The organism is Streptomyces asoensis, from assembly GCF_016860545.1.
Taxonomy (GTDB): Bacteria; Actinomycetota; Actinomycetes; order Streptomycetales; family Streptomycetaceae; genus Streptomyces; species Streptomyces asoensis.
The window spans coordinates 3,026,557-3,045,035 of the sequence record NZ_BNEB01000005.1; the positions used below are offsets into that span (position 1 = coordinate 3,026,557).

At 71.5% G+C, this 18,479-nt stretch carries 12 protein-coding genes; 5 read left to right on the forward strand and 7 right to left on the reverse strand.

The window, feature by feature from the left end; all coding sequences use genetic code 11:
* Positions 1-82: 82 nt before the first annotated feature.
* From Saso_RS35885 to Saso_RS35900, 4 genes are all read right to left on the reverse strand, one after another.
* Positions 83-1,888 (reverse strand): ABC transporter substrate-binding protein, encoded by a 1,806-nt coding sequence (locus Saso_RS35885; RefSeq protein WP_189920120.1) that lies wholly within the window; start codon positions 1,886-1,888, stop codon positions 83-85.
* A gap of 103 nt (positions 1,889-1,991) precedes the next feature.
* Positions 1,992-3,026: an ABC transporter permease gene (locus Saso_RS35890; RefSeq protein WP_189920122.1), complete on the reverse strand. Its 1,035-nt coding sequence runs from the start codon at positions 3,024-3,026 to the stop codon at positions 1,992-1,994.
* Between the two features lie 687 nt (positions 3,027-3,713).
* Complete coding sequence (typA, locus tag Saso_RS35895; RefSeq protein ID WP_189920124.1) at positions 3,714-5,621, reverse strand: translational GTPase TypA; 1,908 nt, start codon at positions 5,619-5,621, stop codon at positions 3,714-3,716.
* A gap of 162 nt (positions 5,622-5,783) precedes the next feature.
* A complete protein-coding gene (locus Saso_RS35900; protein ID WP_189920126.1) occupies positions 5,784-8,063 on the reverse strand; it encodes an ABC transporter family substrate-binding protein in 2,280 nt (759 codons plus the stop codon).
* A gap of 320 nt (positions 8,064-8,383) precedes the next feature.
* Here Saso_RS35900 and Saso_RS35905 point away from each other — a divergent pair, with 320 nt between their 5' ends.
* The 4 genes from Saso_RS35905 to Saso_RS35920 are packed head-to-tail and all read left to right on the forward strand — an operon-like array spanning position 8,384 to position 12,302.
* On the forward strand, positions 8,384-8,674 hold the full coding sequence (locus Saso_RS35905) for a hypothetical protein (RefSeq protein WP_189920128.1): 291 nt from the start codon (positions 8,384-8,386) through the stop codon (positions 8,672-8,674).
* Positions 8,675-8,692: 18 nt separating this feature from the next.
* Complete coding sequence (locus Saso_RS35910; protein WP_189920130.1) at positions 8,693-9,526, forward strand: hypothetical protein; 834 nt, start codon at positions 8,693-8,695, stop codon at positions 9,524-9,526.
* A 32-nt stretch (positions 9,527-9,558) separates the two neighbouring features.
* Positions 9,559-11,535: a fumarate reductase/succinate dehydrogenase flavoprotein subunit gene (locus tag Saso_RS35915; RefSeq protein WP_189920132.1), complete on the forward strand. Its 1,977-nt coding sequence runs from the start codon at positions 9,559-9,561 to the stop codon at positions 11,533-11,535.
* Complete coding sequence (locus Saso_RS35920; protein ID WP_189920134.1) at positions 11,532-12,302, forward strand: succinate dehydrogenase/fumarate reductase iron-sulfur subunit; 771 nt, start codon at positions 11,532-11,534, stop codon at positions 12,300-12,302. The genes Saso_RS35915 and Saso_RS35920 overlap by 4 nt, the downstream gene beginning before the upstream one ends.
* Here the strand turns inward: Saso_RS35920 and Saso_RS35925 are convergent.
* The gene (locus tag Saso_RS35925) at positions 12,283-12,615 is read right to left on the reverse strand and encodes a hypothetical protein (protein ID WP_189920135.1); all 333 of its coding nucleotides are present in this window, start codon (positions 12,613-12,615) and stop codon (positions 12,283-12,285) included. The two genes, Saso_RS35920 and Saso_RS35925, sit on opposite strands and share 20 nt — an antisense overlap.
* Before the next feature lie 54 nt (positions 12,616-12,669).
* A complete protein-coding gene (locus tag Saso_RS35930; protein WP_189920137.1) occupies positions 12,670-13,926 on the reverse strand; it encodes a glycoside hydrolase family 18 protein in 1,257 nt (418 codons plus the stop codon).
* Between the two features lie 95 nt (positions 13,927-14,021).
* On the opposite strand from Saso_RS35930, the gene Saso_RS35935 reads away from it, so the two are divergent.
* Complete coding sequence (locus Saso_RS35935) at positions 14,022-15,689, forward strand: hypothetical protein (RefSeq protein WP_229901176.1); 1,668 nt, start codon at positions 14,022-14,024, stop codon at positions 15,687-15,689.
* A gap of 36 nt (positions 15,690-15,725) precedes the next feature.
* On the opposite strand, the gene Saso_RS35940 is transcribed toward Saso_RS35935, so the two are convergent.
* Positions 15,726-18,374, reverse strand: a complete 2,649-nt coding sequence (locus Saso_RS35940; RefSeq protein WP_189920139.1) for a SpoIIE family protein phosphatase — start codon at positions 18,372-18,374, stop codon at positions 15,726-15,728.
* Between the last annotated feature and the right edge of the window lie 105 nt (positions 18,375-18,479).

Consider the following 18,479-nt stretch of genomic DNA (forward strand, 5'->3'; position numbering starts at 1 on the left):
CCGGCTCGAAGGGCCGTGCGGGCCGGTGCGTCCCGTCGCGCGAGCGGGACGGGACGCACCGGGCGCCGTGCTCGGGAAGGGGCTACTTCACGAACAGCCTGCGCGGGTCGACGCCGCCGATGACGTCGTCGTACACGAGGCCGCCGATCTTCGAACCGGCGATCTGGGTCTGCTTGTAGTACGCCGTCGGGATGTTGGAGACGACGTCCTTCACGATGTACTCGTTGATCTTGTTCCAGGCCTCCGCGGCCTTGATCGGGTCGGTGATGGTGCCGGCCTTGTCGATGTCGGCGTTGACCTTCGGGTCGTTGATGTGCGAGTAGTTCGCGGCGCCGTCCTGGATCTGGCGTCCGTCGTACAGCGGCGGGACGACGGTCGAGGCGCTCGGCCAGTCGGCGCCCCACGCGGTGTGGTAGATGTCGAAGTTGTTGCTGACCTTGCCGACCTGGTCGTAGTAGGTCTCGGCCGGGATCTCCTGGCGCTGCACGTCGAAGCCGGCCTTCTCCAGACCGGCCGCCATGGCGGTGGAGTACTGCTGGCCCTCGGGGGTGTTGATGTAGCCGAAGGTGAGCTTCAGGCCCGTCTTGCCGGCCTTCTCCAGGAGTTCCTTGGCCTTGGCCGGGTCACCGGCGGGCTTCTTCTTCTTGCCGAACGGGTCGAAGGCCGGGTTGTAGCCGGAGACGGTCGGGCTGATCAGACCGCCGGCGACCTCGCGGGCCGCGGTGCCGCCGTAGGCGCGCACGAACGGGGTGATCGGCAGGGCGTAGGCGATGGCCTCGCGGACCGTCTTGTCCTGCATCTCCTTCTGCGACAGGTTGATGTCGATCTGCCCCACGTACGGCTGGTAGCCCGAGACGGTACGGGACTTCAGCGCCGAGTCGGCGAGGATCTTGGACAGGTTGCCCGCGTCGACCTCGTTGTTGAAGCTCACCGCGGTGGCGTTGGCCCCGGAGTCGTCGAGGATGGCCTTGGTGGAGTCCTCGTACTGCTTGTTGAAGGCGATGGAGAACCGGTCGACGTACTGGTGCCGGATCGGGTCGGTCTTCGGGTCCCACGCGGTGTTCTTCACCAGGACCATCGTCTTGCCGGACTTGAAGTCCTGGATCTTGTACGGGCCCGCGGTCATCGGGGCCTTGTCGTACTTCTCCTTGGTGTCCTTCTTCTGCGAGACGAGCGAGTAGCCGGCCATGGCCAGCGCGTACGGCAGGTCGGGCCTCGGCTTCTTGAACTTGAAGACGACCGTTTTCGCGTCCGGCGTCTCCAGGACGCTGTCCGGCAGATGCTGCCCGCCGTAGGGGCCGCCCTTGAGCAGGCTGCGGTACTCGGTGCCCGGCGTGTCGGCGAGCCACTGCTGGATGTAGGTCGGGCCGTTGGCGACGAACGGCGCGAACAGCCGCTCGAAGGTGTGGCGCACGTCGGTGGCCGTGATCGTGGAGCCGTCGGCCCACTTGACCCCGTCCTTCAGCGTGTACTTCCAGGTCTTGCCGCCGTCGGTGGTGGTCCCGCTGTCGGTCGCCAGGTCGCCGACGATCTCGTGCTTCTTGCCGTCCTCACTGGTCGGCTTGTAGCCGGTCAGTCCCCGGTGGATGAGCTGCGACAGGGCCATCTCGTCGGAGACGTAGATCTGTGCGGGGTCGAGGTGCGCGTAGCTGTCTCTCTGGAGAACCGTGACCGCGCCTCCGGGTTTGGCTCCGGGGACCTCGGCGGCCGGGCCGGTCGACGCCTTCACGTCCCCGAAGTCGATGGAGGACTGCTGCCGTTGGGCGTTCTCCTTGTCGTCCTTGCTGTCGCCTTCCTTGCTGCCGCCCTCGCTGCAACCGGAGAGCACGAGCGCTCCCGCGGCGACCAGCGAGAGAGCGGCGTACGCGCGGCGTCCACCCTTACCCATCACTCGTTTCCCACCCATCTGTGAGTCCAGCACCGTGTGCGTTCACGAACCGTGAGTACGAAAAGCCGTGTGTCCGAAAGATCCGAAAGAGGTGATGTGCGGGTCAGCGCGCCGTCTTGGGGTCGAAGGCGTCCCTGACCGAGTCCCCGAGCAGGTTGAAGGCCACGATGAAGATGATCATCGAGACGCCGGGGAAGAACATGTAGGTGATGTCGTTCTGCATCACGAGTTCCGTCGCCGCCTTGGAGAACATCTGGCCCCAGTCCGGCGTCGGTTCGACGAGCCCCACGCCCAGGAAGGACAGACCGGCCTCGGCGGTCACGAAGTTGGGCAGCATGTAGGTGGCCTGCACCAGGATCGGCGTGACCACGTTGGGCAGGATCTCCCGGCGGATGATGCGGCCCGGCGGTGCCCCGCTCACCTTGGCCGCCTCGATGAACTCCCGCTCCCGCAGGGCGAGACTGGTGCCGCGCAGGATGCGGCCGAGGCTCATCCAGCCGAGGAACCACTGCACCGAGATCAGCGCGACGACCCGGACGTAGACGGGTGTCTCGTCGCGCGGGCTGACGAACAGGGAGACCACGACCGGCATGCTCGCGATGAAGAACAGCTGGGCCGGGATGGCGAGCAGGAAGTCGATCACCCGGCTGATCAGGAAGTCCGTACGGCCGCCGAGGTAGCCCGCCGCGACCCCGAGGACGATGCCGGTCAGCACGGTGGCGAAGGTGACCGCCAGCGAGATGCCGAGCGAGTTGCGGATGCCGTAGAGCAGTTTGGTGAAGACGTCGTAGCCGTTGCCGGGTTCGAGGCCGAACCAGAACTCGCCGCTGATCCCGCCGTTGGGCTGCACCGGAACCCCGGCGCTGTCGAACAGCTCCGGCCGTTCGTCCGCGAACACGGTGTACGGGTTCTTGCCGTAGAGCTTCGCGATCAGGGGGGCGAGAACGCCGATCAGGAAGAAGAACAGCACCACGTAGGCCGAGATCACGCCCGTGCGGTCCCGCTTGAAGCGGAGCCACATGAGCCGACCGGGGGAACGGCCCACGGGAGTCCTGGCCTCGGGTACCGCCGCCGGCTCCTGGTCGCCGTCGACCACGACCGACGTACCGCCGCCCTCGATGTCGGTAGGACTTGTCACAGATCGCCCATCTCGCTTCACGGATGTGGGTGTGCCGAGCCGGCGGCGGGCGCGAAGTGGGCGCGGTCGCCGGTCGGTTCATGAAGGGATGCCGGAACGCGCCGGACGCGGAGCGCGAAAGAGGCGCAGCCGGACGCGCGTAGCCGGACGGCCGCGGTCGGCGGCCCGGATGGTCAGTGACAGTCGCCGCGGGCGGGAGCGGGCAGACCGGCGAGGGACCGCTTGGGCCGCTTCAGTGGCATGGGGATCCTCCTTGTGACTCCACGTGTTCACCAACAGGAGAGGGCGCTCGCCCGGCCTCCGCCACCCCTGACGGAGGATCAGGCACCCCCTGGTGCTCGCGAGTCGGCGCTGTCCCCACAGCGCGAGACCCATTGACCCGAGCGTTACGCGGCTAACTATCTGGCATGCGCCAAGTGCCGACCACCGTCTTTAAATCTCAATTCAGTCACAGCTGACGCGTAGATCTTCCAAAATCCGGACAAAGCCTCTGGCTCGAGAAGGGCGCGAAACGGACTTGTTACATGGCTATCGGGCGAGGATCTCCGCATTACGGACACTCTTCACCGGCGGCGCCCCGGAAAACGGGTTGCGAAAAGCCCGGGCGCCCCCATGACGGGGACACCCGGGCTCCGGAGTGTGCTGCGGCGGCGGATCACCCGCCGCTCAGCGGGTACTGACGCGCTGTCAGCCGTGCTTGGCGCGGCTCGCGGTGCGGGCGCGGTCGCGCTGGTCGAGCACGACCTTGCGGATGCGAACCGCCTCCGGGGTCACCTCGACGCACTCGTCGTCGCGGCAGAACTCCAGCGACTGCTCGAGTGACAGCTTGCGCGGCGGCACGATCGCCTCGAACGAGTCGGCCGAGGACGACCGCATGTTCGTGAGCTTCTTCTCCTTGGTGATGTTCACGTCCATGTCGTCGGAGCGCGAGTTCTCGCCGACGATCATGCCCTCGTACACCTCGGTGCCGGGGTCGGTGAACAGCACACCGCGCTCCTGGAGGTTCGTCATCGCGAACGCGGTGACGGCACCGGAGCGGTCGGCGACCAGCGAGCCGTTGTTACGGGTCGTCAGCGTGCCGAACCACGGCTCGTGGCCCTCGTGGATGGAGTGGGCGATACCGGTGCCGCGCGTACCGGTCAGGAACTCGGTACGGAAGCCGATGAGGCCGCGGGAGGGAACGACGAACTCCATGCGGACCCAGCCGGAACCGTGGTTGGACATGTTGTCCATGCGGCCCTTGCGGACACCCATGAGCTGCGTGACGGCGCCCATGTGCTCCTCGGGCACGTCGATGGTCATGCGCTCGACGGGCTCGTAGACCTTGCCGTCGACGTCCTTCGTGACGACCTGCGGCTTGCCGATGGTCAGCTCGAAGCCCTCACGGCGCATCTGCTCGACCAGGATGGCCAGCGCCAGCTCACCGCGGCCCTGCACCTCCCAGGCGTCGGGACGCTCGGTGTCCAGCACGCGCAGCGAGACGTTACCGACCAGCTCGCGGTCGAGGCGGTCCTTGACCTGGCGGGCGGTGACCTTGCGGTCCTTGACCGCGGCCTTGTTGTCGGCGCCCTTGCCGGTGCCGCCACGGCCGACCAGCGGCGAGGTGTTCGTACCGATGGTCATCGAGATGGCCGGCTCGTCCACCGTGATGAGCGGCAGCGCGATCGGGTTCTCGGGGTCGGCGAGGGTCTCGCCGATCATGATCTCCGGGATGCCGGCGACCGCGCAGATGTCGCCCGGGCCGGCCTTCTCGGCGGGCTTGCGGGTGAGCGCCTCGGTCATCAGCAGCTCGGTGATGCGCACGTTGGACAGGGTGCCGTCGCGCTTGATCCACGTGACGGTCTGGCCCTTGCGCAGCTCGCCCTGTTCGACGCGGAGCAGCGCGATACGGCCGAGGAAGTTGTCGGCGTCCAGGTTGGTGACGTGCGCCTGGAGCGGGGCCTCCTCGTCGTACTCGGGGGCCGGGACGTGCGACAGGATCGTGGAGAAGAACGGCTCCAGGTTGTCGCTGTCCTTCGGGACCGTGCCGTCCTCCGGCTTGGTCAGCGAGGCGACGCCGTCACGCGCGCAGGCGTAGACGATCGGGAACTCGATCTGGTCCTCGTCGGCGTCGAGGTCGAGGAAGAGGTCGTAGGCCTCGTTGACGACCTCGTCGATGCGCGAGTCGGGGCGGTCCGTCTTGTTGATGCACAGGATGACGGGCAGGCGGGCCTGCAACGCCTTGCGCAGCACGAAGCGGGTCTGCGGCAGCGGACCCTCGGAGGCGTCCACCAGCAGCACGACGGCGTCCACCATCGACAGGCCGCGCTCGACCTCACCGCCGAAGTCGGCGTGGCCGGGGGTGTCGATGATGTTGATCGTGACGACGTCCCCCCCGTCCTTGGGGTGGTACTTCACCGCCGTGTTCTTGGCGAGGATCGTGATGCCCTTCTCACGCTCCAGGTCGTTCGAGTCCATCATGCGGTCGTCGAGCGACTCGGCGGCGTGCGCGGCGAAGGCGCCGGCCTGCTTGAGCATGGCGTCGACCAGAGTCGTCTTGCCGTGGTCGACGTGGGCGACGATGGCTACGTTGCGGATGTCGTGGCGCGTGGCCATAAAGCGGCGTTCTCCCGGAGTGTGAGGGCGACCCTGCTGCGTACGTCTGTGTTACGCGGGCCCTGCCGGGCTTGACACGCCACGGCCTCACCCCATGGTACGTGGCCCGGCGGGGGACGGCCTCCGCAGGGCCACCACGCTCACTTTCCGCACACCCCGCGCCTACTTCCCGGAGGGGCTCGCGGAGGCCTTCGCGCCCTTCTTCAGGAAGCCCATGTCCTCGTACACCGGCGTCTGGAAACCGAAGGCACCGGCGTTGACCACGGTCTTGCGCACCGCCGTGAGCTGCGGGCGCTGATAGAGAGGAATCGATCCGGCAGCCGCCCAGATCCGGGAGTCCGCCTTGCGGATCAGGGACCGCTGCTCCTCCTGATCCAGGGTGGAGACCGCTTGCTCGAACAGGTGATCGACCTGGTCGGTGCCGACCCTCGTGTAGTTCTGTTCGACGCTCAGCGAACCGTCGGCGGCCGGCACCGGCTTGGCGTAGATCGGCCGGGCGTCGGTGGCGGGGAAGGCGGACGCGGGCCAGGAGTAGAGCGCGAGGTCGTACTGGCCGGAGGCGATGTGGTCCTTGAAGTAGCTCTCGTCCGAGACCTTGGTGATCTCCGTGCCGATGCCGACCTTCGCCAGCATCCTGGTGATCCGCCCGGCGACCGCCGCCAGGGGCTCCGACCCCGGACCGGACGGCAGCACGAACCGCAGGCTGAGCGCCTTGCCGTCCTTGGCCAGCGCCTTGGCCGGGGCCACACCGGCCGGTGCCGCGGTGCCCTCCGGGCCTGGCGTGCCCTGCGGGGAGGGGGTGCCCTTCGGCGCGGCGGTGCCCTTCGGGGCGTAGGCCCCGGGCGCGCCGCCCTGGTGGACCTGCTTGTACTGCTGTCCCTCCTGGGCGAGCTGCTTGCCGCCCTCGCCGCTCCTGCGCGCGCTCTCGCCCTCGGCGGCCCGCCCGGCCCCGCGCTCCGTCCCGGCCCGCGCCTTGTCGTCCTCGCCGACGACGTAGGTGCCGTCGCCGTCCGCGGAGTCGTCGTCCTTGCCGGCCTTCTTGCCCTTCGACCCGGCGGCCTTCTCGCCCTTCTCCTGCTTCGTGACCGGGCCCCCGGGCACCCATCCCGCGTCGGCGAGCAGGGCCTGCGCCTCGGCGGTGTCCTGGCCGCCCAGCGCCCCGCTGCTGTCGGCGTACGCGTCCTGTCCGGCCAGGGCCAGGTGGCTGCCGACCGGCTCCGCGGGCAGCCCCAGCGGCTTCAGCACCACCTTGGCCAGTTCCCTGCGGTCCAGCGCCCGGGCGACGGCCCGCCGCACCCGCTCGTCCGCCAGCGCCCCGTCCGCGCCGTTCAGCGCCAGCTGGGTGTAGGCGGGCTCCAGCGACCTGCGCACCTCGAAGGAGCGCAGCGCCTTCTGCTGCGTCTCCCACTTGGCCATCGCCTTGCGCAGACCGGCGCCGGACCCGGCCTCGTCGTCGCTCTCGTCGTCCGTGTCCTCCTGGGCGCCGTGGGCGAGGGCCCACGCGCGCAGCGTCTTGGCGGCCGTCCGCCCCGAACCGGGACCGGCGAGCGGCCCGGCCGTGCCGTGCGCGGCGCCGTCGACGCGCTGGGCGGCCGCCGGGTCGATCTCGGCCAGGTCGATCTTCCCCTCGGCCAGCGCGGAGGCCCGCTCGTCCCGCGGGACGGCCGTCAGCACGATCTCGGAGAGCTTGGCCGGGTGGCCCCACCAGCGCGCGTTGCGGGTCAGCCGGACCTCGTCCTGCTTGCGGTCCACCTTCTTCAGCGCGAACGGGCCGGCCGTGACCTTCAGCTTGCGGCGCGCACCGTCGTTGAACGCGTCGGGCGTGCCCATGACGTCCTTCGGGTACAGCGGGGAGAACAGCGACCGCCAGTCGGCGTAGGTCCGCTTGAAGGTGACCCGGACCTCCAGGTCGTTCGACCCGCGCTCGATCTTCTCGATGCGGTCGTAGCCGGCGTTGCGGGCGGTCCAGTAGGCGCTGTCTTTGCCGGCGAGGGCGCGCCACTGGGCGGCGAAGTCCGCGGCGCCGATCTCCCGCCCGTCGCTCCAGACGGCCTGCTGGTTCAGCTTGTACAGCACGACCTGCCTGGGCTCGGTGTCGACGACCTTCGCGGACTCCAGGTAGTCGGCGTCGCGCTGCGGCCGCCCGGCCGCGTCGAGCCGGTACATGGCGGGCAGGACGGCCTGGGCGACCCGGGTGGTGGTGGCGTCGGCGTCCGCCTGGAAGGTGTTGAAGGTCTCCGGCACCGTGTCCACGGCCCAGCGCAGCGTGCCGCCCTCGGCGACCCGGGCGCGGCCGGCCGGCGCGATGTCCTGGCGGGCCAGGGGCTTGCCGGCCTCGTCGGCCGAGCCGCAGCCGGACAGCAGGGGTACCGCGAGCGCGCCCGCGGTGAGGAAGGCGACCGAGCGCATGACCGCGCGCGGGCCGACGCCGTCGTGGGACATCTCTGGTACCTCCGGTGAGCCGCTGCCGCCGATGACCCCGAACACCCCGGAAACCCGGACGCGCATGCGCCGAACCAGGAACGCTTTGATCACGTTTGGCGGTATTTTGGAGTTGATCAGATCTATTGCTCACTGAAGAGGAAAGGGTTCGCCTGCCGCGGACGACACGGCGGCGGGGCCCGCCAAGGCCACTCGTGCGGAGCAACGCACCCGCCGAATCGCTGCACACGCCTTCACATCAGCCGGTGTGGCGCGCAACACTCGCAGGCGCATGAACGTTGCCGTCCAGGGCCCGGCCCACACGGAAGCGAGGTCTTCTCATGTCCGTGCACGACGACCTGACCACCGCCCAGCGCTGCCTCGACGACCTCGCCCGGTCCGTCGGCCGCCTGGAGCAGCAGCTCGGCAGCTCGGGCCTGGAGATGCGCCGGGTCCGCACCGACGCCGAGCACCTGAGGGAGAGCCTCGCCCTGCTGCGCGCGGCCGTCTCCCACCCCGGCTCCTCCCGCGGGCCCGAACTCGTCACGATCCCCGACACCCCGTACGACGACTCCCTGTGGATCGACACGGACGACGAGGGACTCGGCGCCCGGGGCCGGCACGCCCCCTGACCCGACCGGAGTCCTGAGTTGGCCACTGGTACGGAACCCTCACCCACCGACCACCGTCCTCCGAGCGGCGTGCGCGGCCCCGAGCGCGCCGCGATCGCCGCTCCTCATCTGCGCACCGACCGCTGGTGGCTGGCGCCCGCCGCCACCACCGCGGGCCTGCTGCTGTTCGTCGTCTACTCGACCTGGCGGGCCTTCGCGAACGCGCACTACTACGCGGCGCCGTACGTCTCCCCGTTCTACTCCCCGTGTCTGGCGGAGAACTGCCGGACCATGCGGGCGGGCCCCAACTGGGAGGTGTTCGGCGGCTGGTGGGGGCTCTCCCCCGCGGTCCTCATCCTGGTCTTCCCGCTGGGCTTCCGGCTGACCTGCTACTACTACCGCAAGGCGTACTACCGCGGCTTCTGGGCGTCCCCGCCCGCCTGCGCGGTGGCCGAGCCGCACCGCCGGTACAGCGGGGAGACCCGCTTCCCGCTGATCCTCCAGAACATCCACCGGTACTTCTTCTACGCGGCGATCCTCGTCGCCGGGGTCCTGACGTACGACGCCGTGCTCACCTTCCGCGACGAGCACTACGCGTGGGGCCACATGGGTCTGGGCACCCTGGTCTTCCTGCTCAACGTCGTTCTGATCTGGGCCTACACGATCTCCTGCCACTCCTGCCGGCACATCGTCGGCGGCCAGCTGAAGCACTTCTCCAGGCACCCCGTGCGCTACCGGGCCTGGCGGTTCGTGGGGAGGCTGAACGCCCACCACATGCTGCTGGCGTGGGCGTCGCTGGTGAGCGTCGCGCTCGCCGACTTCTACGTCTACCTGGTCGCGTCCGGTGTCTTCGACGACCCGAGGTTCTTCTAGATGCCGCCGACCCCGATGAGTGAGGCCTGCTGATGTCCGTGGTCGACCGCCAGGAGTGGGACGTCGTCGTGGTGGGCGCGGGAGGCGCCGGGCTGCGTGCCGCCATCGAGGCCCGCGAACGCGGCGCCCGCACCGCCGTCATCTGCAAGTCGCTGTTCGGCAAGGCGCACACGGTGATGGCCGAGGGCGGCATCGCTGCGGCCATGGCCAACGCCAACGAGCACGACAGCTGGCAGGTCCACTTCCGCGACACCCTGCGCGGCGGCAAGTTCCTCAACCAGTGGCGGATGGCCGAACTGCACGCCAGGGAGGCCCCCGACCGGGTGTGGGAGCTGGAGACCTGGGGCGCCCTCTTCGACCGCACCGCGGACGGCCGGATCTCCCAGCGCAACTTCGGCGGCCACGAGTACCCGCGGCTCGCGCACGTCGGCGACCGCACCGGCCTGGAGCTGATCCGCACGCTCCAGCAGAAGATCGTCTCGCTCCAGCAGGAGGACCACCGCGAGACCGGCGACCACGAGTCCCGGCTGAAGGTCTTCCAGGAGTGCACGGTCACCCGGGTCCTCAAGGACGGCGAGCGGGGCGGGAGGGGGGTCCCCCCGGCCGAAGGCCCGGGGAGGGTGAGCGGTGTCTTCGCCTACGAGCGCGAGACCGGCCGCTTCTTCGTCCTGGAGGCGCCCTCCGTGGTCATCGCGACGGGCGGCATCGGCAAGTCCTTCAAGGTGACGTCGAACTCCTGGGAGTACACGGGGGACGGCCACGCGCTGGCCCTGCTGGCCGGGGCCCCGCTGCTCAACATGGAGTTCGTGCAGTTCCACCCGACCGGCATGGTCTGGCCGCCCTCCGTGAAGGGCATCCTCGTCACCGAGTCCGTCCGGGGCGACGGCGGGGTGCTGAGGAACTCCGACGGCAGGCGCTTCATGTTCGACTACGTCCCCGACGTCTTCAAGGAGAAGTACGCCGAGTCGGAGGAGGAGGGCGACCGCTGGTACGAGGACCCGGACCACAACCGGCGCCCCCCGGAACTGCTCCCGCGCGACGAGGTGGCCCGCGCGATCAACTCGGAGGTCAAGGCGGGCCGCGGGTCCCCGCACGGCGGGGTCTTCCTCGACGTGTCGACGCGGATGCCCGCCGAGGTCATCAAGCGCCGGCTGCCGTCCATGTACCACCAGTTCAAGGAGCTGGCCGACGTCGACATCACCGCGGAGGCCATGGAGGTCGGACCGACCTGCCACTACGTGATGGGCGGCATCGCGGTCGACTCCGACACCGCCGCCGCCCGCGGGGTGCCCGGGCTCTTCGCGGCCGGCGAGGTGGCCGGCGGCATGCACGGCTCCAACCGGCTGGGCGGCAACTCCCTCTCCGACCTGCTGGTGTTCGGCCGCCGGGCCGGACTGCACGCGGCACGCCACACGGCGGACCTGGCCGGCCGGCGGCCCGTGGTGGACGACGAGCAGATCGACGCGGCGGCCGCCGAGGCCCTGCGGCCGTTCTCCGCGGAGGGCGCCGACGCCCCGGACGGCCGGCCGCCCGAGAACCCGTACACCCTCCACCAGGAACTCCAGCAGACCATGAACGACCTGGTCGGCATCATCCGCCGCCAGGGCGAGATGGAACACGCCCTGGAGAAGCTGGCCGAACTGCGCGTACGGGCCTGGCGGGCCGGGGTCGAGGGGCACCGGCAGTTCAACCCCGGCTGGCACCTCGCGCTCGACCTGCGGAACATGCTGCTGGTCAGCGAGTGCGTGGCCCGCGCCGCCCTGGAGCGCACCGAGTCACGCGGCGGCCACACCCGTGAGGACCACCCGACGATGGACCGGGCCTGGCGCAACATCAACCTGCTGTGCGCACCGGCCGGCCCCGTCGGCGACCCGGCGACCACGGACCCCGTCCCCGGCCGGATCTCCCTCACCCGCGAGACCACCGAACCCATCCGCCCCGACCTGCTCGCCCTCTTCGAGAAGGAGGAGCTGGTCAAGTACCTCACCGAAGAGGAGCTGTACGAGTGAGCAGCTACGAGGCCCGCTTCCGGGTCTGGCGGGGCGACGTCGAGGGCGGCGGCCTGAAGGACTTCGAGGTCGAGGTCAACGACGGCGAGGTGGTGCTGGACATCATCCACCGGCTCCAGGCCACCCAGGCGCCCGACCTCGCCGTGCGCTGGAACTGCAAGGCGGGCAAGTGCGGTTCGTGCTCCGCCGAGATCAACGGGCGGCCGCGGCTGATGTGCATGACCCGGATGTCGGTGTTCGGCCGCGAGGAGACGATCACCGTCACGCCCCTGCGCGCCTTCCCGGTGATCCGCGATCTCGTCACGGACGTCGGCTTCAACTACCGCAAGGCGCGCGAGGTTCCGGCGTTCGTGCCGCCCGAGGGCGTCGGGCCCGGTGAGTACCGGATGTTCCAGGAGGACGTGGACCGGTCGCAGGAGTTCCGCAAGTGCATCGAGTGCTTCCTGTGCCAGGACACCTGCCATGTCGTCCGTGACCACGAGGAGAACAAGACGGCGTTCGCGGGCCCCCGCTTCCTCATGCGCATCGCCGAACTGGACATGCACCCCCTCGACGCCGCCGGGGAGAGCGGCCTGGACCGCTCGCGCACGGCCCAGGACGAACACGGCCTCGGCTACTGCAACATCACCAAGTGCTGCACGGAGGTCTGCCCCGAAGGCATCAAGATCACGGACAACGCCCTGATCCCGCTGAAGGAGCGGGCGGTCGACCGCAAGTACGACCCCCTGGTGTGGCTGGGATCGAAGATCAGGCGACGGTCGTCGTAGACGCCGGCGGCGGTCCGGGCGTCCGGCCGGGCCGCCGGGCGAGCGTCTGGAGGCCCAGCCCGGCGAAGTTCACGGCCATTCCGACGAGCGGGACGTAGAAGTTCACGTCGAGGCCGCCGGAGGCCAGCGGGCCCAGGAACATGAACGAGCCGAGGCCCGCTGCGCTCATCAGGGCGCCGGCGCCCCACAGTCTCGGCCGCAGCACCGTGCCGCGGCCGAGCGACGGCACCCACCCGCGGGTGACGCCCGCGAGGCCCAGCGCTCCCATGACCGTCACACAGACGGCGCCCGTGCCCACGAGTAGCCAGTACATGCGCTCATGATCCCAGCAACTCCCCGCCCCGCAAGGGGTCGTGACCCACCGGTCCTACCGGACCCAGCCGCGCTCGTACGACGTCCAGTCCTGCTCGGTGGCCGCGAAGTCCACGTACGCGGCGACGCCGAAGTTGCGCCGGTCGGCGTCGGTGCGCGACAGGCCCAGCCGGACGCCCCGGACGGCCGCCTCGACGGTCTCCGCGTGATTCCAGTGCCCGAACCTGTTCTCGTGGTAGAAGGGCAGGCCCATCAGCAGGTCGGTGGAGTCCGGGGTGACCTCCAGGGCGAGCGAGGTCTGCTGCGCGACGTAGCCGCCGTAGGTGCTCTCCAACGGCTGCATCGTGTCGTACGACATCACGGCGATCTGGTCGACGCGGCGGGCGACCTGGCCGAAGAACCTCTGCGACCACCACTTGGGGTGGCCGGCGGTCGTGCCCCAGAAGGAGTGGAAGCCGGGCAGCGGGTCGATCTGATGGGCCGCGACCGAGAGCTGGGCGCCGCGCGCACGGGTGACGGCCCGCAGGGAGTCCAGGAGGGTGAGGTAGTCGCCGTCGCCCGAGTGCAGGGGTTCGAGGTCGAAGTGGGCGCCCTGGAAACCGGCGTCGAGGATCTCGCGGGTGGACCGCACGACCGCGGCACGGGTCCCGGCCCGCTCCAGCCGCATGCCGTCCGGGCTCTCGGTCGCGAGGACGTCGCCGAGCCAGGCCTGGACGCGCAGCTCCGGCGCCTCCCGGTGGACGGCGGCTATGAACTCCCGCGCGCCGGAGTAGGCGGACGGGGGGAGCGTGCCGTCGTGCTCCAGGGGACCGGCGTGGACGTACAGGTCCCGGATGCCGGTGTCCTCCAGACGCCCGGCCAGGTCCCGGACGTCGGCGTCGGTCTTGCGGCCGTCGACCCAGGCGTGGCCCAGCCAGATGGCGTCCTTGCCGCGGGTGTACGTGCCGTCGGCCGGATCGCCGAGGTAGTTCACCCGCAGGGCGGCCTGAACGGCGAGCACCGGTACGAGCACGAGCAGCACGACCACGAGCACCCCCCGCCGCACCACCCGCCCCCACCGCCGACGCGAGCCCCGCCCGCCCGCGCCCGCGCCGCCCTCCCCGGCCTCGGACCCCTCGTCCGCGGAGCCTCCGGCTGCAAAACCGGGCGCGGGTTCGGACGCCGGGGCGGGTACGGACGCCGGGGCGGGTACGGAGGCCGGGGCGGTTACCGAGGCCGGGGCCGTCGTCGTCGGCTCCGTCGGCTCCGTCGGCCTCGGCTGCGGCCGAAGTCGCGGCTCGTGCGGGTCCGGGCCGTGCTGTGAGTCGTTCATCGCGGTTTCCCCCTGGCGTGTCGTCGCGTCCCACCGTCCCCGGCTGGGGTGCATCCCGGTCGCGTCCCCGTGATCGCGGCCATACGCTCCCAAATGTGACCTCTTCCATGCTCCGGGGCCGGCCGCGGCGTGCGGCGTCGCACATATCCGTGCGGGTGGCGCATGCCGTACTGGGCGGGGCGATCGGGGTCGTGTGGCTGGTGTTGCCCGGGATGACGTCCGGTGACGACGATCCGGTTGCGATCAAGAACCCGACGCCCGGCGCGAGCGCCGCCGCGACCGCGGACGACGGGAGGTCCACCGTCGATCTGGTGCTGCCGCTCGTGGCGGTCGGCGCGGCGGGCGCGGCCGCCGGGTACGGGTACGTACGACGCGTCCGGCGGGCCCGCACCCGGACGACCCCCGGCGGGACCGGCGGCACACCCGCGCCGACGTCGTCACCGTCACGTCCGTCGTCACCGTCGCCGTCCTCCTCCCCGCCGGCGGCTCCCGGCGGCCCCGACGAGCAGGCGGGTGCGGTCCTGGTGGAGGCGGACGACCGGGTCCGGGCGGCCCGCACCGAACTCGCCTTCGCCGGGCCGCTGTGCACGGCGGAGGCGCTGGAACCCTTCCGCCGGACGGTCGACGAGGCGGCGGCCGAACTCGCCGCCGCGTTCCGCATGCGGCAGCGCTACGACGAGGGGGTCCCGGCCGGGGAGGAGGCCCGGGGACACGCGCTCGCCGGCATCGTGGGGCGCTGCGAGGAGGCCGTACGACGACTGGACGCGGTGGCCGGTGAGTTCGGGCGGCTGCGCGGACTGGACCGGGGAGCGGACGACGCGTTGGCGGCCGCCGAGAGCCGGTTCCGGGAACTGACCGGGCGTACGGGCGCCGCCGACGCCGTCCTCGCCGGGCTCGCGCGGCGGTACGCGCCGACCGCCACCGCCTGCGTCGTCGGCAGCGTCGAACAGGCCAAGGACCGGCTGCTGTTCGCCACGATGCGGCTCAACCAGGCCCGTCAGTCGGCCGATGCGGGGCGGCCGGAACGGGCGGCCCGGCATCTGCGCGCGGCCGAGGGGGCCGTCGCCCAGGCGGCCGTGTTCGTCGAGGGCGTCGACCGGCTGGCCGCGGAGCTGCGGTCGGCCGAGCGGACCGTGCCGGCGGCGCTCACCGGCGCCGAGGCGGAACTGGCCCGTGTCAGAGGGCAGGCGTCCCCGCGTCCCGGCGCACCGCCGGAGACGACGCGCCCCGGGGCGCCGCCCGACCGCACGGCGGCACTGGCGCACGCCGACGCCGTGCTCGGGTCGGTGCGCCAGGAGCTGACCGGCGGGCGGCCCTGGGACCCGGTCGACGTGCTGCGCCGGATCGTGCGGGCGACCTCTGCGGTCGCCCCGGGCCGGTCCGGGGTGCTGCCGGCCGCCGCCCTGATCACCGCCCGCTCCGCCGTCGGCGCCGCGGAGGACTTCACCGCCACGCACCGGGGCGTGGTCGGCGCCACCGCGCGCACCCGGCTGGCGGAGGCGCAGCGCCTCCTCGCGACGGGCGACCCGGCGGACCGGGAGCCCGCCGAGGTACTCGCCCTGGAGGCCCGGGAGCTGGCCGAGCGCGACGCACGGGCCCACGGGAACCCGTACCCGGCGGCGGACGGCGCGCAGGGCACGGCCGGTACCGGCGGGGCCGTGCTCGGCGGCATCGTCCCGGCCGACGACCCCGGCAACGGCACACCCGCTGGCTTCGCGGGCACGGCCCGCCCCGCCGCGGCCCCGACAGCCCCTGGCGCCTGAGCGCCCTCGGCCCCTGGCGGCGGCCCCGCCGTCCGCTCAGAACAGGCTCAGCAGGGCCTCCGCCGGGTCCGCCAGGGCGGTGTCGCCGTCCGGCAGGGGCAGTTCGAACCAGACCGTCTTCCCGCGCGGGGTGCGGCGCGAGCCCCAGGCGGCCGACAGCAGGCCCACGAGCTGGAGGCCCCGGCCGCCCTCGTCGGTGTCCCGGGCACGGCGGCGGCGCGGCTGGACGAGCCCCGCGTCCCAGACCTCGCACACCAGCGTGCGGTCGAGGAGCAGCCGGAGCCTGATCTCGCCCTCGCCGTACCGCAGCGCGTTGGTGACCAGCTCGCTGACCAGCAACTCCGTGGTGTCGACGAGGGGTTCGAGGTCCCAGGAGAGCAACTGGCCGCGGGCGTACTCCCTCGCCCGGCCCACGCTGCGCGGCTCGCGCGGCAGGGTCCAGTCGCCGACCGAGTCGGCGGGCAGGCCCTGCACCCGCGCCATCAGCAGCGCGATGTCGTCCTCGCCGTGGTGCGAGTCGAGCGTGTTGAGGACGTGGTCGCAGACGTCCTCCAGGGGGGCCGAGGGGTCGGTGAGCGCTCCTACGAACGCGTTGAGGCCCTCGTCCAGCGGGTGGTCGCGCGATTCGACCAGTCCGTCCGTGTAGAGCGCCAGCAGGGCACCCTCGGGGAGGTCGACCTCCACCTCTTCGAAGGGCTCGCCGCCGACGCCGAGCGGCATGCCCGGCGGCACGTCGAGCATCAGCGCCGGTTCGCCCGGTTCGACGAGCACCGGGGGAAGGTGCCCGGCGTTGGCGAACGTGCAGCGCCGGGTCACCGAGTCGTAGACCGCGTAGACGCACGTCGCGAGGTACACCTCGGACAGGTCGGCCTCGCGGGGGCGGCGGGCGGCCCGGGTGGCCTGCTGGACGCCTCCCGGTGTGCCGAGTCCGCGGGCGATCTCGTCCAGGGCGGAGAGGACCTCGGCCGGTTCCAGGTCGAGCAGCGCCAGGGTCCTGACCGCGGTGCGCAGTTCACCCATGGCGACCGCCGCCCGCAGGCCGCGTCCCATCACGTCGCCCACCACCAGTGCCGTGCGGTGGCCGGGGAGTTCGATGACGTCGAACCAGTCGCCGCCGACCTCGCTGGGGCGTCCGGTGGAGGCGTTGCCGGGGAGGTAGCGGCAGGCGATGTCCAGTCCCGACGCCACCGGGTCGCCGGGCGGCAGCAGCGACCGTTGCAGTATCAGGGCCCGTTCGTGCTCCCGCCGGTACAGGCGCGCGTTGTCGATACAGACGGCGGCGCGCGCCGCCAGCTCCACGGCCAGGTCCCGGTCCCGGTCGCCGAACGGCTCGCTGCCCTTCGTCCGCGAGAACTGCGCGAGGCCGACGACCGTGTCGTGGGCGACCATCGGGACGGCGAGGGTGGACTGCACGAGGCCGCCCTCCTCGCCGGGGATGGTCTGCGGGCGGGCGGTGCGCAGGGCGTCGGCGCAGGGCGAGTTGAACGGGAAGTGGTGGACGGCGCCGACCGCGACGGGCGCGCCGGCCCCGGCGAAGGGGGCGTCGGAGACGGCGGAGGAGAACGCGACCCTGCGCAGTTCGGCGCTGCCGTCGGCGAGCCCGGGCGGGGTCTCGTCGCCGGCCAGCAGGCCCTGGTAGAGGTCCACGGTGGCCAGATCGCAGAAGCCGGGCACGACGACGTCGAGGAGCTCGCGAGCCGTCGTCTCCAGGTCGAGGGAGTTCCCTATGCGGGCGCCCGCGTCGTTCAGCAGGGCGAGATTGCGCCGTGCCGCGGCGGCCTCGCGGGCGGCGGCGCGGCGGGCGGTGATGTCGGTACCCAGCCAGGCGATGCCGATGGGGCGGCCGGTTCCGCTGTGCACCCGGTAGAGGTTGATCGACCAGTGCCGGCGTTCGTCGCTGCCGGGGACGAAGCCGGTGACGTGCATGTCCGTGATGGAGTCGCCGGTCTGGAGGACCCGGCGCAGGGTCGCGCTGACCCGGTCCGCCTCGGACCGGGGGAGGTAGTCGTGGACGCCCTTGCCGCGGTGGTCGTCGGGGCTGCCGCCGAAGATGGACGCGAACCGCTGGTTGGCGCGGCGGACCCGCAGGTCGGGGTCGATCAGCAGGAAGCCGAACGGGGATTGGCCGAAAATTGCCTGCGAGGCCGCGAGGTCGGTCTCGATGCTACGGAGCGTGCGGACGTCGACCACGATGCACACCGCGGCCTTCTCGCCGTCCAGGCTGCGCGTGGGCATGACGTACACCTCGGCGAGGCCCTGCTCGCCGCGTCCGCCGCCCGGTACCGGGTCCGGCATCCGGAAGGGGACCACACCGGTCCACTCCCGTCCGTCGAGGATCTCGGCCATCTTGCGCTGACCGCGTTCGCGCAGGTCGGGGTCGACGAACGCGTCGATGGGGTCCATGCCGACGGCCCGGTCGGCGGGGATCCCGAAGATCTGCTCGGCGCGCAGGCTCCACTGGTCGACGAGACCGTCGGGGCCGATGGAGAACGAGGCGACCCGGATGTAGTCGTAGATCGAACCGGGCGGACTGCTCTGCCACATGGCGTCACCGTGCGTCGCCGACTCGCCCGGGCCGTCGGCGAGCCCGTGCGCGGCATCGGCTGCGAGCGCACTCGCGGCCTTCGCCCTCGCGCCGCCCGACGGGTCCTCGGACTCCGTGGCCTTCGCTGGTATCTCGCTCACGCGAACCGTCCCCTCCAGCTCACCGCGTCCGGCACCGGTCACCGGCGGCGGCTGCCCGCAGTATCCAGCACTACGGGTCCGCACGACACGGTGTTCACGATCACA